The following is a 14,492-nucleotide window of genomic DNA, read 5'->3' on the forward strand; positions in this document are numbered from 1 at the left end:
CCGGCGGCCTGGCTGCCGGTGAGTGGGAGAGGTGCATGCGCTGCGGCGCCTGCGCACGGCGACGCGCGGCCTGAAACCGGCCGCGCCAATAAGGACAACGACCGATATGGGCGCACTGAAGAAGAAGGATGTCGAGGGGCTGATCTCGTTCCTGGAACAGAACCGGGACAGGCAGGGAGACGTCACGCTCAATGACGTGATCGACCTTGCCGGGGTCATGACCGGCTCGATGCGCGAATTTCTCGGCGCCGTGCAGCCGACGATCGCCGCCGAGCTGACCGCGATCGCCGACGAGATCGCGCGCCTCAAGGTCGAGATCCTGAACCTGCGCCCGAACGACATGAAAGACAACCAGATCCCCGAAGCGGGGCGCGAACTGGATGCCATTGTCGAGGCGACGGAGTCCGCCACGCACACGATCATGGAAGCGGCCGAGACCATCATGGGCGCCGGCGACATGGCGCCCGGCGACTACCAGAACCTGGTCAACGACAAGATGATCGAGGTGTTCGAGGCCTGTGCCTTCCAGGACATCACCGGCCAGCGCATCTCCAAGGTGGTCAACACGCTCAACATGATCGACGAGCGGGTCACCTCCTTCGTCGAGCGGCTGAGGATCACCGAAGGCGACGACGCGCCGGGCGAGGAGAGCGAGGCGGACCGCCGCCGCCGCGACCTGATCCTGCATGGCCCCCAGCACGCCGGCGAGGGCGTTTCACAGGACGATGTCGACAACATGCTGGCCAGCGGCTCGCAGGACGACATCGACAAGCTTTTCGGATAAGCGCGCCGCCGCGCGAGGCGACTGCCCGCGCCTGGACGCATGTCCGCCTGTTTTCCGCGTCCGCCAAGAGACGCGGCGACCGCCTGGCCCGCCCCCGCGAGCGGCCGGTAACTGAAGACAAGGCCGGATCCGCGAGGATCCGGCCTTTTTTCATGGCAGGACGCGCGTCCGCACGAACCGCCGGACAGGGTCACTGCTGCTGCGGGACGCTTTCTGTCTCGGCGGTGACAACCATGCCGCCGGTCGTGGCCGGAGCAGGCATCGCCGGGGCCGTGTTGAGATAGAAGCGCTGGCCGTTGACCTCGACGAACTGGTTGCCGTTGTCGTCGACCTGGACCACCGGCTGTGCCGTGCCTTGGGCCGGGCCGGCCGGCGCTGCCACAGTCTGAACCGGAGCGGCCTGAACCGGAGCCGGTGCGGCCTGAACGGGAGCCGGGGCGGCCTGCGCGGGAGCCTCCATGGCCGGCGCCGGCTGCTGCGCATTCGCTCCGGCAAGCGGGGGGAAGGTCGAGGCCGCGGCCGGAGCCGATCCGGCAACCGCGCCGCCTACCAGCGGGAAGGCGGCGGTGCCGGCGGTTGCCATGCCCGTGCCAGACGAGGGGGCGGCGGCGGGGAAGACAGGTTGTCCGCCCTGCTGCGGGGCCAGCGCGGGGAAGGTCGCCTGCTGGCCGGCCTGGGGAAAGGCGCCGGGCTGCTGGACCGGGGCCTGATAGCCCTGCTGCACCTGGTAGCCCTGTTGCACCTGGTAGCCCTGTTGTCCCTGATAAACCTGCTGTCCCTGGTAAGCCTGGGTGCCCGGTGCGCCATAGACCGGCTGCTGGCCCTGTGCCTGATAGGCGGGGGCGGTCCCCGGCATCATGTAGGGGGACGGGGCGGTTGCCATCGTGCCGCCGGAATTGACCCGCGCGAACAGGACGCCTGCCTGCTCTGAGGTCAGCTTGCCGTTGGGAACGGCATTGATGCTCATCTGGAATTGCGTCACCGCGGCACGGGTCTTGCGGCCCGGCGCGCCGTCGACGGGCCCGGCATCGAAGCCGAGCGTGTTGAGCGATGCCTGGACGTTTCTCCAGTACTGGCGTTCCTCCGAGGTGCGCCGCGGCCGGTATACCCGCTCGCGATAGACGCGGCGCGGCCGGTTCCTGTTGATCTGGCTTCCGACGATGGCGCCGGCGGCGAAACCGATGATGCCGGCGGCCACCCCTTCGCCGCCGGCATGGGCCGGCTCGGGCGCTGCCAAGGGAACGAGGGCGAGGCTTGCCGCGGCGACGAGAAGGCTAGTTGTTCTGAACATTGCTCTGCAGGGCTCCTTGCTTGAGGTTGACCAGCCATTGGGCCGTCGAAATGTCCTGCTCGGCCGCGAAATGACTGATCATCTGGTCGAGCCGGGCGCTGCTGAGTGCCATCGCGCCGATCATGGAAATGCAGGTCTGTGGAAAGACCTCGTAATAGAAACGTCCTGATTTCTGCGTGCGCGCCTCGTCGGTCTTGCCGATATTGGCACCGCGAAACTCGCCCACATTGAGCATCAGGAAGGAAAAATGATCGAAGGTCGGCGGCATCTGGCCGGCCACGAACATGATGTAGCGACACAGGAAGTCCTGGTTGGCGCTGCGCTCATGGTTGCGGAAGCGGCGGCTCGTCAGCGTCATCGACAGGGCGTCGAGGAAGTTGAAGGGCTGGCTGTCCAGCCGCGCTTCCGGGATCTTGTAGGCGTCTTCCAGGTCGAGCTCGTAGAACTCCTGCAGGAGGGTGAACTGCGACAGCGGGAAGATCTCCTTGCCCAGTTCCAGGCCGTTCTGCGCGAACCAGTTGAGATCTTCCAGCGAGTACCGGCTGCCGAGATTGGCGATCAGGGCGAGCGCGGGGGAGGCGACCTCCCCGGGACGCGCCGAAAGGTCGAGGCCGCGCTGGAGAAAGAAGGAAATGGTCGCGGGCCGGATGCCCTGCGCCAGCATGACCGCCGCCAGTCCGCACCAGCGGTCGCTCGTCCACCTGTCGCGACGCCAGCAGCGGGTGCGGCCGTTCAGGTCGACCGGTCCGATCCCCGACAGGTAGTCGTAGAGCGCACCGACCTGCTCGATATTGTCGAAGTCGAGCGGCCGTGCGTCTCGGCCATTCTGGTTGTTGGCGAAAAGCGCCTTCAGGAACAGGGCGCTGGTGTCGACATCCTCCGCCTTGACGATGCCGTTCTGGAGAAAGAACTGGGCCGCCTGCAGGTCGTTGTTGATGATGTAGGCCTGGAACGTCTGCAGCGGCGTGGCATCGTTCTTCGCCATCACCGCAACCGACGTGGCCAGACCCATCGTCAAGGTCATGCATGCGATCGTCGCCATCCGCGAAATTCGCGGCAAGAATGCCAAAACCCGCATGAAGCCCCCCAGCTCTGCGTGTCAATCAATGATGGGAACGGCGCATCGCGTCCCCCGAAAACGGCCATTGTACCTGACAGCATACAAACTGGGGTTACGCAGCGCTACCCTCTTCCCGCATGAACAGGCGAGGGGCGGGCGCTGTCGCTACCGGTCGCGGTTCGCCCGGCCCTGCCTCACCAGACCAGATGCGGAACGGCGGCGCGTGCCGAGAGGCCTTCCTCCGCCAGCCGGCGGCGCACCAGGGCCTCGTCCGGCTCCGCGACCGGACCGAAATCGGCGGCATGGATACCGCCGGTGATGAACAGCACGTCGAGCTGGTTGGCGACCGCGCCGCGGATGTCGGTCGGCAGTCCGTCGCCGATCGCCAGGATGTCGCCGCGCGGCACCGGCGCGCCGACAAGCCGTTCGACGCGGGAAATCGCCTCCTGGTAGATCGGGGCATGCGGCTTGCCGAGGATGGTCACCGTGCCGCCGAGATCCTCGTAGAGCCGGGCGAGCGCGCCGGCGCACCACACAAGCCGGTCGCCGCGCTCCACCACGATGTCCGGATTGGCGCACAGGAAGGGCAGGCCGCGCGCCACCAGGCGGGCAAGCTGCTCGCGGTAGTCGTCGGGCGTCTCGTTCTCGTCGTCCATGAAGCCGGAACACACCACCTGCCCGGCCTCCGTCTCCCCGACCAGGCGAACGTCGAGCCCGTCGAACAGCGCGTGGTCCCTGGCCGGCCCGATATGCAGGATCGGCTTGTCCCGGGTCGCGTCGATCGTGCCGCGCGTCACGTCTCCGGACGTGACGACGTCGTCATAGGCCTCGCGCGGCACGCCGAAACCGTCAAGCTGCTCCAGCACCGGGCCGGCCGGGCGCGGCGAGTTGGTGATCAGCACCACCGGGCAGCCGGTTTCCCGGCGATAGGCGGCAAGCGCCTCGCAGGCGGCGGGAAAGGAGACGACGCCGTTGTGCAGCACGCCCCAGACGTCGCACAGGACGGCGCGATAGGACGGCGCGAGGGCGGAAAGGCCGGGAACGAGAAGCGGCGCGGACTGGGTCATCTGGACCTCTTTGGGAAACCGGAACGGGGACAAGCGGGAGGGCGGGGCGGTGGCCGTGCCGGCGGACCATAGTTGATCGGCGCCGAAAAGGAAAAGGCAGACAGGCCCCGTCGACCAGAATCTGGACTAATGACTTGTTTTTGATGGACTTTCCGTTACGGAAGGCGGGATTGCTTAAGAAATTGTTCAGCTTGTCGAATGCAACCTGACGATGAATTTCAGTCACTCATGAATGTTCATGGTCGAGAAAATACGGCCCGCCTTTCCTGCTTCCCGTTTCTGCGGAGATTCCGATGAAGACGATACGTGCTCGAATGATCCTGGTGACGGTGGCGCTGGCGCTTCTCGGCGCCATCTCCGCCGTCCTGATCTCGCAATGGGTTGCCGGCAGCCTGATCGACACGGCGCTGCAGCGCGAGGTGGAGGGCGCCAAGCGACAGTTCCAGGCGCAGGTCGAGGCGGAAAGCCGCCAGGCGCTGGCGATGGCCAAGCTGGTTGCCGGGCAGGGCAACATCCAGGCGCTGTTCGAGGCCGGCGACCGCGAGGCGCTGGCCGGCGAGTTCGTACCCGTCTTCAAGACACTGAAGGACGGGTTCGGCATCCGCCAGTTCCAGTTCCACCTGCCGCCGGCAACCTCCTTCCTGCGGGTCCACAAGCCGGAGAAATTCGGCGACGACCTGTCGTCCTTCCGCGCCACGGTCGTTGGAACCAATGCCGGCGTGACCGACATTTCGGGCCTGGAGAAAGGCGTGGCCGGCATCGGCATTCGCGGCGTGGTGCCGGTGCTGCGCGAGGGCCGGCACCTGGGCTCGGTCGAGTTCGGCCTGGGGTTCCACGAGATGTTCGTTGGCGAATTCACCGACAAGACCGGCTATCCGGTCGCGGTCCTGCGCGGCGGCGAGAACGGGCTTGAGGTGATCGGCAACCGCCTGCCGGAGGGGATGGACCCGATCTCGCTGGTCGAGGAGACGGCCTCGGGCGGCATGGTCTCGGCATCCGGCGACTACTATCTCGACCGGCTCGGCATCAATGATTATTCCGGCAACGAGATCGCCGTGGCCGTGATCGCGGTCGACCGCACGGCCTATGTGGCGATTGCCGGCAAGGCACAGCTTGCCGGTGTGGTTGTCGGTCTTTTGCTGCTGGCGATCGCCGGCGCCGCCGTGCTTTACGCGGTTCGCTCGATCTGCAATCCGCTGCGTACCGTGACCGGGCAGATCATGGAGCTGGCCGGCGGTCATACCGGCTTCGAGGCGGCCGGGCGCGAGCGGTCCGACGAGATCGGCGACATTGCCCGCGCCATCGAGGTGTGTCGCGACAACCGGGTGGAGCAGGAGCGGCTGGAGGGGCAGCAGCTTGGCGACCAGCGGGCGCGGGACGAGCGCCAGAAGCGGGTCGATGCCCTGATCTCCGGCTTCCAGGCGACCTCCGCGGACGTGCTTGCCGCCGTCGACGGGGCAACGTCGAGCCTCGATGCGACGGCGCGGACGCTGGAAACGGTCGCCTCCTCCAGCGCGGCCCAGGCGGACGAGGCATCGTCCGCCTCGCGCGAGGCGTCGGGCAACGTCCAGTCGGTCGCCGGCGCGGCCGAGGAACTGGCCTCCTCGATCCGCGAGATCTCCGCCCAGGTCGAGCGCACCACGGCAGTGGTCGCCAAGGCGGCGGAAGGAACCCAGGCGACCAACGCCAAGGTTGGCGGACTGGCGGCCTCGGCCGCCAAGATCGGCGAGGTCGTGACCCTCATCCAGGCGATTGCAGAGCAGACCAACCTGCTGGCGCTGAACGCAACGATAGAGGCGGCGCGCGCCGGCGATGCCGGCAAGGGCTTCGCGGTCGTTGCCGCCGAGGTCAAGCAGCTTGCCGACCAGACGTCGCGGGCAACCGGCGAGATCTCCGGCCAGATCGTCGCGATCCAGTCGGCGACGTCGGACACTGCCAACGCGATTGCCGAGATTGCCGAGACGATGGGTGAGGTGAACGATCACACCAGCGCCATCGCAGCCGCCGTCGTCCAGCAGGGCGCCGCGACGACGGAGATCAGCTCCAACATCCAGCTTGCCGCGACCCGCACCCGCTCGGTCGTCGACAGCATCGGCGCGCTGGACGAGGCGGTGGACGAGACCAACCGCTCGGCGAAATCCGTGCTCGGGGCGACCGGCGAGGCGTCCCGCCACACCGCCCGCTTCCGGCAGGAGATCGAGCGCTTCCTGCAAGGGGTGGCGGCGGCCTGAGCGGGGAAGCAAGTGACGAAAACAAGGGGCGCCGCGGCGCCCCTTTCTGTTACGGGGAGGAAGCCGGTGCACGGGTGGCCTCGCGCCGGCAAAAGGAGGATGCTGTCGCCGGGCAAGGGCACGATTCGGAGCGGAACCCGGGAATGACCATCCGGCAGTTGAGCGATCACGCGATCAACCAGATTGCCGCCGGCGAGGTGATCGAGCGCCCGGCGAGCGTCGTCAAGGAACTGGTCGAGAACGCGCTCGACGCGGGCTCCGGGCGGATCTCGGTGGCGACCGCCGCCGGCGGCAAGACACTGATCCGGGTCGAGGATGACGGCTCGGGGATCCCCGGCGACGAACTGCCGCTGGCGGTGGAGCGGCACTGCACCTCGAAACTCTCCGAGGACGACCTCTTCGACATCCGCAGCCTGGGCTTTCGTGGCGAGGCGCTGCCGTCCATCGGCGCCATCGCCAGGCTTTCGCTCACCTCGCGCCACGCGGGAGATCCGCATGGATGGACCGTCGGCGTCGAAGGCGGCGTGAAGCGCGGCCCCGAGCCCGCCGGCCGGCCGGTCGGAACACGGGTCGAGGTGCGCGACCTCTTTTTCGCGACACCCGCGCGGCTGAAATTCCTCAAGTCCGACCGGGCGGAAGGGGCGGCGGTGACCGATGTGGTCAAGCGCCTGGCGCTCGCCAACCCGTCCGTGCGCTTCGAACTGTCCGGCTCCGACCGGCAGACGCTGACATTTGCCTCGGCCAGCGGCGAGACGGCGCTTGCCGCCCGCATCGCCCAGGTGATGGGCACGGAATTCGTCGAAAACGCAAGGCCTGTCGATGCCGTGCGTGAGGGGGTGCGCCTGCACGGGCTTGCCGGCCTGCCGACCTTTCACAGGGCCAATTCGCTCGCCCAGTTCTTCTTCGTCAACGGCCGGCCGGTGCGCGACAAGCTGCTGATGTCGGCATTGCGCGGCGCCTATGCCGATGTGCTCGCCCGCGACCGCCATCCGGTCGCGGTGCTGTTCATCGAGCTCGATCCGCGCCTTGTCGACGTCAACGTTCACCCGGCCAAGGCGGATGTCCGCTTCCGCGATGCGCAGCTGGTGCGCGGCCTTGTCGTCGGCGCGCTGCGGCAGGTCTTCGCCGAGGCCGGCTACCGCTCTTCCACGCACAATGCGCAGGCGGCGCTGGCGGCCTTTGCAACCGGCGGCGCGGCGCGGGCGCAAGAGGGCCAGATGCCAGGTGGCCAGATGCCGGGCGAACAGATGCCGGCCGGGCGCATGCCGGCAGGGCAGGGACGCGGTTTCGGCGCACCGCCATCCGACTGGCGCGCCTCGGCGTTTCGCCCGCTCGGTGCCGATGGCGCGAGCGTCGGCGTGCCGCAGCCTGTGGCCGGCTTCGGCGAGGCGCCGCAGGCGGGGTTCGAAAGCGTCGACCGCCCGTCCGCCGACGCGCGCGCCCATTCCGGCGAGATCGAGGCGGAGCGCCTGGCGCGCCCGCTTGGCGCGGCGCGGGCCCAGCTGCACGCGACCTATGTGATCGCCCAGACCGAGGACGGGCTGGTGATCGTCGACCAGCATGCCGCGCATGAGCGGCTTGTCTACGAGCGCCTGAAGGAGGCGCTTGGCCGCAAGGCCGTCGCCCGCCAGGGTCTCCTGATCCCCGAAGTGGTCGAACTGCCGGAGGAGGACATTGCCCGGCTTGTCGCGCGCGCGGGCGATCTGGAGGAGGTCGGTCTTGTCATCGAGCCGTTCGGTCCCGGTGCCGTGGCGGTGCGCGAGACGCCGGCGATGCTGGGCCAGATCGACATTCGCGGGCTGGTGCGCGACCTTGCCGACGATCTTGCCGAATGGGACGAGACGACGCGGGTGCGCGAGCGGCTCGACCATGTGGCGGCGACGATGGCCTGTCACGGATCGGTGCGCGCCGGACGCCGGTTGCGGCCGGAGGAAATGGATGCGCTCCTCCGGGAGATGGAGGCAACGCCCAATTCCGGCCAGTGCAACCACGGCCGGCCGACCTGGATCGAACTCAAGCTCTCCGATATCGAGCGGCTGTTCGGTCGCAAATAGCGGCTTTTTGCGACAGCCCCGTCATGCAGGCCCGTCATGCAGGCGCCGTCACGCGGATGTCGCAGGCCGCGTGTCATCTGCGGGATCACACGTGGGTCCCGGCGAAGGTGAGTCGCGATGAGGGTTCTTGCCTGGGCGGCGGCCGCCATCCTGATCCTGCTCGGCCTGCTGACCGTATGGACGCCGCTGCCGACCGGCGTGCCGATGCTTGTCGGCGGCATGATGCTGATACTCGGGACCAGCCGCCAGGCGAACCGCTGGTTGCGCGGCCGTCGCCGCCGCTGGGCCGGTCTCGACGGCACGTTCATCTGGCTGGAAACGCGCGCCCCCCGCGCCCTTGCGCCCGTCCTGCGCCGCACCCGGCCCAGGCGGAAACCGGGTGGCAACCATCTCTGAAGCAGAAGGATCGAGGTTTTGTCCGGCTTGGAGAACAAGCGGGACGCCAGGTGCGGCTTCGGGCCGCGAGTTGCTCGTGCTATGGTCGCAGTATGCGGGAGTTGCACCTCAGGGGTGATTTTCATGCCCGGCCAATATCCGGTGAGATCCATCGTCATCGTGGGTGGCGGAACCGCCGGCTGGCTGGCGGCGGTTCTTGCGCGTGCCTTCCTCGAGGGCCTGTACGGACCGGTGTCCGGCAAACGCGGCGGGTGGACGGTCACCGTGATCGTTTCACCGCATCGACCGGCCATCGGCGTCGGCGAGGGAAGCACGGGGCTTCTTGCCTCGGTGTTGCGCGATCCTCGCAACCGGCTCGACGAGGCCGCCTTCCTGCGTGACGCCCGTGCAACCCTGAAGCTTGGCATCGAGCATCGCGGCTGGCGGGCCGATGGCGGCAGCTACTGGGGACCGATCGATGCCCCTGAAAGCCTCGTCCCGGGACTGGCGGGGTGGGATGTGCCACTTACCCAGGCGTTCTGCGTCGCCGCGGGCCGCCCGGCGGCGGACGCCTATCTGCATACATGGCTGATGCGCCGCAGGCGCGTGCCGGTGTTCGAGAACGGCAACGGCTATGAGCTAATTCCCAGTCATGCTTTTCATTTCGACGCCGGCGCCGCTGCGCGACATCTCGAGGCCGCCTGCATCCGGCTTGGCGTCACCTGCGTCCATGCCCACGTGTCGCAGGTGCGGCGGGGAGGTGACGGATCTGTTTCGGGGGTCGTGACCGAGACGGGCGAAACGATTGATGGCGATCTCTTCATCGACTGCAGCGGCTTTGCCCGCTGCCTGCTGACGCCAGGACAGGCGCGATGGCGCGGCTATGGCGACCTTCTGCCGGTGAACCGGGCACTGGCGGTGCAGCTGCCGCATCCGCGGGGGCGGCCGATCCACACCGCGACGCTGGCGCAGGCGATGCGGGCCGGTTGGATGTGGAACATCCCGACCCGCGACCGGATCGGCGTCGGTTACGTGTATTCGGCCGGGCATCTGGGCGACGAGGAGGCCTTGCGGGAGCTTTCCGAGACCCTGGGCGGCCTCGCGCCCGACAGCGTTCGCAGGATCGATTTCGAGAGCGGGCGGCTGGAACAGGTGCTGCACGGCAACGTGCTTGCGGCGGGGCTCGCCGCGTCTTTCATCGAGCCGCTGGAAGCGACGTCGATTCACGCGACGCTTGTCCAGTTGCAGCGGCTCTTCGCCCTGCTGGAGGCCGGCCGGGGCAGAGTGCCGGACGCGATCACCGCAAGCGCCTATAACGGGTTCGTGGCGGCGATGTTCGACGATTTTCGGGATTTTGTGCTGCTGCATTATTGTACCGGGCGCGCGGACACACCCTTCTGGCTGGACATGCAGCGACGAGCGACCGGTGGTCGCATGCTGGAATGGCTGGACTTGTGGCGGCGCGACTTTCCCAGGAACGATCATTTCCAGGCCGGATCGGGGGCGGTTTCGGCCAATCTCTTCCTGCCCGTGGTGCACGGCATCGGGTTGGCGGGGCGCGACGTCGCGAGGCTGGCACTCGATCGCCTGGCCCCCCCGCCGGCCCTGACCGCAACGGTGGAGAACCTGCTCGGTCTCTATCGCGAGATGGCGGGCCGCGCGATGCCTCAGCGCAGTGCCCTCGATTGCCTGTCCGGGAGGCAGGCCGCTCGTTCTTAAACCATAGAATGCATATTTCATTGAATGCACGTTTTATGATATAGTTCCCGTGTTTTGGTCGGAATTATTTTCATGAGGAGTTGGAAAATGGCTTCGAAATCTGAAGAACCGACTGTCGAGCTTTACATGTACTCCCTCAATCAGGAATTTCCCGTAGGGAAAGGGCATCAGACATACCTGAAGCGTTTCTCCGAATTGAGCAAGGATATCACCGGAGATCTTGCGGAACGCGTTCAGGTCGAGGCCCAGGTGTTCGGTGTCGATCCCAAACTCGCCGCAGTGCCTTCGGACTGGCGGGCGCAATGGCTGGAGAACCAGTGGATCGAGAACCACACCAAGGCGATCGGCATGGGGCGCCGGCCTGATCTCGATCCCCTGCGGACGGCGATCATGCGCGAGGAGGAATTCGGCGCGATCGTCTTCGAGCCGCGCAGCGACAGGGTCTACAAACTGAACCGTGCCGGCGCGGAACTGTTCAAGGCGCTGCAGGCGGAACATCTGAAGAATGAGGGAGAGCCGAAGGTTCGCCAGTATGCCGGCTTCAAAACGGACACGGTCGAGGGCTTCGTCCGCCAATTGAAGGCGGCCGGGCTCTGGAGCCTGCAATGAACGCCCGGCAGGAAGTGCTGCGGGCGCCCTTCACAGTCTGCCTGTGGGTGACGGACTACTGCAACCTCGACTGCAAGTACTGCTATGCCAAGCCTTTTTCCGGCCGCCGCATGGATTCGGCCCGGGTGCTTGAACTGGTGGATGAGTTTGTCGAGATGGGCGTCTTCGACGTGACCCTGGCCGGCGGGGAACCGACCCTGCATCCGGAAATCCTGGAAATCATCCGGCGGTGCATCGCCGGGCGCATCCGGGTCGGATTGCTGTCGAACGGCGTCTCGCTCTCCGACCGGTTGATCGACGAACTCGACCGGATCACGACCCGGCAGGACTTCATCCTGCAGGTGTCGATCGACTCCGTCGATCCGCAAGTCAACGACATGGCGCGCGGCAAGACGCGACGGGTTCTCGATGCGCTCGACCGGGTTTGCCGCACGGGCCTGGAGGTGCAGATTGCCTGTGTCGTGCACAAGGGCAATGTCGCCAACGCGCACCGGATCATCGAGGCCTATTATCCGCGCGTCAAACGGTTCCATTTCCTCAACATCCAGCGGACCGCATCGGCCCTGGAACATCCTGAACTGCTGCTCGACGAAGCCGAGGCACTGGATTTCTGGATGCGTCTCAACGAGTATGAGAAGCAGTTTCCGGAGGATCTGTTCCTGCCCTCGCTGCGGGTGCAGATGCGCACGCTTGGGCACGCATCGGTGGATCCGCAAGCATCGCTTCACACGACCGCCAGCTTCGATTGCGGCGCGTGTTCCGCCGGGTGGACCCATGTCAACATCACCAGCGATTTCGACGTGCTGGGCTGCGACATTGCCAAGGATCATTCACGGATGGGGAATTGCCGGGATCTGCCTTTCCGGGAAGTCTGGTTCTCGGAAGGGGCGGACCGCATTCGTCATGCGGCCTATCCGGCATGCTACAAGATCAAGGCACCCGACGGCAGCAAGCTGGAGGATCACCTGAAGCCGCAATACGCCGCAACGGTGTGGTAGTGCGGGCCGCGGTTGCGTCGCCGGGAATGCCCCTCAGGGAGCGCGGAAGAACAGCACCTGGCTGTCGCCGACCTTGCGCCGGTCGACAAGCTCGAAGCCTTCGATCGCCTCGACATCCGTGCGGGCATCCTCTTCGAGAAGGACGAGGGCGCGGGGCGCCAGCCAACCTCCCTCGCGCGCGGCGGCGAGCGCCTGCTCGCCCAGCCCCTGGCGATAGGGGGGGTCGGTGAAGACGAGATCGAAGGGAGCAATCGTACCGGCCGGGCCAAGGCGGGTGGCGTCGCGCCGGAAGATCTTTGTCGCGCCGGTCAGGCCTAGCGCCTCGACATTGGCGCGGATCGCGGCCCGCGCCGGGCTGGCGTCCTCGACGAAGAGACAGGTGCGCGCGCCCCGGCTGAGTGCTTCCAGGCCGAGCGCGCCGCTGCCGGCGAACAGATCGAGCACGCGGGTCTCGTCAAGCGCTTCCGGATAGGTGTGCGCCAGCACGTTGAAGACGTTTTCCCGAAGCCGGTCGCTGGTCGGCCGTGTCGAGGCGCCGCGCGGCGCCTCGATTGCTGTTCCCCGGAAGCGTCCGGCAACGATCCTCACGGCTTGCGGCCCCGTCCGGCTCCGCCCTTGCCCGGTCCGGCCTTGCCAGGTCCGGCGCGTGAAGCTCCGCCGCGGGGAGCACCGCCACGGGAGGGACCACCCTTGCCAGGTCCGCCGCGACCGCCGCCGTCTTTCGCGGGCCCGCCACGGAAAGAGCCGTCACGGGAGGGGCCCCCTCGTGAAGGACCTCCTCTTGAAGGACCCCCTCTTGCAGGGCCACCGCGCGGTGCGAAGGGCTTGCCGCCGCCGCGCTCTCCGTCACGGTCGCGGCCCCGATCTCCGCCCCGGTCTCCGCCCTTGCCGCCATCCTTGTCATTGCCGAAATCGCCGGGCCGGGCATCGGTGCGCGGCCGGAAGCCGCGATCGTCGCCGCCCCTGCCTTGCGGCCGGCCGGCACCACCGCGCGCCGGGCCGCGCGCGCCGCCCTTGGCATCGTCGTCCACCGGTGCGGTGTCGACGACGAGCGCGCCGTCCTCGTCCCAGATGCGCCGACGCCGGCCCTTGCGCTGGGCATCATCCTTGGGGCCGCGCGGCATGGTCTCCGGAGTGAAGCGGAAGCGCGAGCGCGGCGAGACATGCTGCGGCTTTGCGGAAGGCGCGCGCTCGCCCTCGTCGCGCCGACCGGCGCCGCGGCCGCCATCCTTGCCGCGCCCGCCGCCATCCTTGTCATGGCCACGCTTTTTCGCGCGCTGGTCGCTGGCGTCCTGACCCTCGCGGGCACTCAGGTAGCGGCCTTCCTGGCGAACGGCACCGCGTGGTGCAGCTCCCTTGACCGGCGTCTTGCCGGGGACGGCCTCGCCGCCGGGAACATTGGTGAGGAGCGGCGCCTCGAAATCGACACCAGCCTCTTCCGCCAGCCGGTCGCCCAGCTGGTCGCGCAGCACGCGGCCACGGATCTCGCGCACGTCGCCCTCGGGCAGGTCGGCGAGCTGGAACGGACCGAAGGAGACGCGGATCAGGCGGTTCACCGCAAGACCCAGATGCTCGAGCACCTTCTTGATCTCGCGGTTCTTGCCTTCCCGGAGCGCGATCGTCATCCAGACGTTGTCGCCCTGCTCCTTGTCGATCTCGGCCTCGATCGAGCCGTAGAGCACATCGTCGATGGCGATGCCGTCGGCGAGCTTGTCGAGTTCCGCCTGGGTGATGCGGCCATAGGCGCGCACCCGGTAGCGGCGCAGCCAGCCGGTCGCGGGAAGCTCCAGAACGCGGCCAAGCCCGCCGTCATTGGTCAGCAGCAGCAGGCCTTCGGTGTTGATGTCGAGCCGGCCGATGGTGAGGACGCGCGGCAGTTCCTTCGGCAGGTGGTCGAAGACGGTCTGGCGGCCTTCCGGATCGGAGTTGGTGGTCACCAGCCCGCGCGGCTTGTGATAGAGCCACAGCCGCGTGCGCTCGCGCTCGGGCAGCGGCACACCGTCGACCGTGACCGTGTCGGCATCGGTGACCGTGACGGCCGGCGAGATGAGCACCGTGCCGTTGATGGCGACGCGCCCGGCGATCACCCAGCTTTCCGCCGTGCGCCGCGAGCAAAGCCCAGCGCGCGCCATCACCTTGGCGACGCGCTCCGCGCCATCCGTGCGCGCCGCGATCGGGGCCGCGCCCGGGGGAGGGGTCTTGTCGCGCTTCGGCGCGCCGGGCTTCGGCCCGCGCCGCGGTGCCATGCCGCCCGCTCCGGCCGCATCGCGGCGGGGACGGGTTTCGCCGCCCTGCCGCTCGCCA

At 67.7% G+C, this 14,492-nt stretch carries 12 protein-coding genes; 7 read left to right on the plus strand and 5 right to left on the minus strand.

Translation table 11 applies throughout. The features are described 5' to 3' along the window. Window positions 1-106: 106 nt before the first annotated feature. On the plus strand, window positions 107-784 hold the full coding sequence (locus ACQY46_RS08230; protein WP_306027053.1) for a protein phosphatase CheZ: 678 nt from the start codon (window positions 107-109) through the stop codon (window positions 782-784). 190 nt (window positions 785-974) lie between these two features. On the opposite strand, the gene ACQY46_RS08235 is transcribed toward ACQY46_RS08230, so the two are convergent. The 3 genes from ACQY46_RS08235 to ACQY46_RS08245 all read right to left on the minus strand — a co-directional run bounded on the left by ACQY46_RS08235 (window position 975) and on the right by ACQY46_RS08245 (window position 4,202). Next, window positions 975-2,075 (minus strand): peptidoglycan-binding domain-containing protein, encoded by a 1,101-nt coding sequence (locus tag ACQY46_RS08235; RefSeq protein ID WP_428699765.1) that lies wholly within the window; start codon window positions 2,073-2,075, stop codon window positions 975-977. Further along, on the minus strand, window positions 2,059-3,099 hold the full coding sequence (locus ACQY46_RS08240; protein ID WP_428699766.1) for a hypothetical protein: 1,041 nt from the start codon (window positions 3,097-3,099) through the stop codon (window positions 2,059-2,061). Before ACQY46_RS08240 ends, ACQY46_RS08235 begins: the two co-directional genes overlap by 17 nt. Before the next feature lie 230 nt (window positions 3,100-3,329). Then, the gene (locus ACQY46_RS08245) at window positions 3,330-4,202 is read right to left on the minus strand and encodes a TIGR01459 family HAD-type hydrolase (RefSeq protein ID WP_428699767.1); all 873 of its coding nucleotides are present in this window, start codon (window positions 4,200-4,202) and stop codon (window positions 3,330-3,332) included. A 293-nt stretch (window positions 4,203-4,495) separates the two neighbouring features. On the opposite strand from ACQY46_RS08245, the gene ACQY46_RS08250 reads away from it, so the two are divergent. The 6 genes from ACQY46_RS08250 to ACQY46_RS08275 all read left to right on the plus strand — a co-directional run bounded on the left by ACQY46_RS08250 (window position 4,496) and on the right by ACQY46_RS08275 (window position 12,188). Beyond that, on the plus strand, window positions 4,496-6,433 hold the full coding sequence (locus ACQY46_RS08250; protein WP_428699768.1) for a cache domain-containing protein: 1,938 nt from the start codon (window positions 4,496-4,498) through the stop codon (window positions 6,431-6,433). A 143-nt stretch (window positions 6,434-6,576) separates the two neighbouring features. Further along, entirely contained in the window at window positions 6,577-8,487 is a 1,911-nt protein-coding gene (mutL, locus tag ACQY46_RS08255; RefSeq protein ID WP_428699769.1) for a DNA mismatch repair endonuclease MutL, read from the plus strand. Between the two features lie 117 nt (window positions 8,488-8,604). Then, complete coding sequence (locus ACQY46_RS08260) at window positions 8,605-8,883, plus strand: hypothetical protein (protein ID WP_428699770.1); 279 nt, start codon at window positions 8,605-8,607, stop codon at window positions 8,881-8,883. 18 nt (window positions 8,884-8,901) lie between these two features. After that, window positions 8,902-10,581: an FAD-dependent oxidoreductase gene (locus ACQY46_RS08265; protein WP_428699771.1), complete on the plus strand. Its 1,680-nt coding sequence runs from the start codon at window positions 8,902-8,904 to the stop codon at window positions 10,579-10,581. 87 nt (window positions 10,582-10,668) lie between these two features. Continuing rightward, a complete protein-coding gene (locus tag ACQY46_RS08270) occupies window positions 10,669-11,190 on the plus strand; it encodes a hypothetical protein (protein ID WP_428699772.1) in 522 nt (173 codons plus the stop codon). Then, window positions 11,187-12,188 carry a radical SAM protein gene (locus ACQY46_RS08275; protein WP_428699773.1) on the plus strand — a complete coding sequence of 334 codons (1,002 nt, stop codon included), beginning with the start codon at window positions 11,187-11,189 and terminating at the stop codon, window positions 12,186-12,188. Before ACQY46_RS08270 ends, ACQY46_RS08275 begins: the two co-directional genes overlap by 4 nt. Window positions 12,189-12,221: 33 nt before the next feature. Here ACQY46_RS08275 and rsmD read toward each other — a convergent pair whose 3' ends face one another. Beyond that, complete coding sequence (gene rsmD, locus ACQY46_RS08280) at window positions 12,222-12,776, minus strand: 16S rRNA (guanine(966)-N(2))-methyltransferase RsmD (RefSeq protein ID WP_428699774.1); 555 nt, start codon at window positions 12,774-12,776, stop codon at window positions 12,222-12,224. Continuing rightward, window positions 12,773-14,434: a pseudouridine synthase gene (locus ACQY46_RS08285; protein ID WP_428699775.1), complete on the minus strand. Its 1,662-nt coding sequence runs from the start codon at window positions 14,432-14,434 to the stop codon at window positions 12,773-12,775. The genes rsmD and ACQY46_RS08285 overlap by 4 nt, the downstream gene beginning before the upstream one ends. Window positions 14,435-14,492 lie beyond the last annotated feature (58 nt).

The organism is Stappia sp., assembly GCF_965276915.1.
Lineage (GTDB): Bacteria > Pseudomonadota > Alphaproteobacteria > Rhizobiales > Stappiaceae > Stappia.

Bases quoted from the DNA above. Each gene is read 5' to 3' on its own strand.
- ACQY46_RS08275 (WP_428699773.1), top strand. From the start codon at position 11,187: ATGAACGCCCGGCAGGAAGTGCTGCGGGCGCCCTTCACAGTCTGCCTG.
- mutL (WP_428699769.1), top strand. From the start codon at position 6,577: ATGACCATCCGGCAGTTGAGCGATCACGCGATCAACCAGATTGCCGCC.
- ACQY46_RS08230 (WP_306027053.1), top strand. From the start codon at position 107: ATGGGCGCACTGAAGAAGAAGGATGTCGAGGGGCTGATCTCGTTCCTG.
- ACQY46_RS08270 (WP_428699772.1), top strand. From the start codon at position 10,669: ATGGCTTCGAAATCTGAAGAACCGACTGTCGAGCTTTACATGTACTCC.
- ACQY46_RS08235 (WP_428699765.1), bottom strand. From the start codon at position 2,075: ATGTTCAGAACAACTAGCCTTCTCGTCGCCGCGGCAAGCCTCGCCCTC.
- ACQY46_RS08240 (WP_428699766.1), bottom strand. From the start codon at position 3,099: ATGACCTTGACGATGGGTCTGGCCACGTCGGTTGCGGTGATGGCGAAG.
- ACQY46_RS08260 (WP_428699770.1), top strand. From the start codon at position 8,605: ATGAGGGTTCTTGCCTGGGCGGCGGCCGCCATCCTGATCCTGCTCGGC.
- ACQY46_RS08245 (WP_428699767.1), bottom strand. From the start codon at position 4,202: ATGACCCAGTCCGCGCCGCTTCTCGTTCCCGGCCTTTCCGCCCTCGCG.
- ACQY46_RS08285 (WP_428699775.1), bottom strand. From the start codon at position 14,434: ATGGCACCGCGGCGCGGGCCGAAGCCCGGCGCGCCGAAGCGCGACAAG.
- ACQY46_RS08250 (WP_428699768.1), top strand. From the start codon at position 4,496: ATGAAGACGATACGTGCTCGAATGATCCTGGTGACGGTGGCGCTGGCG.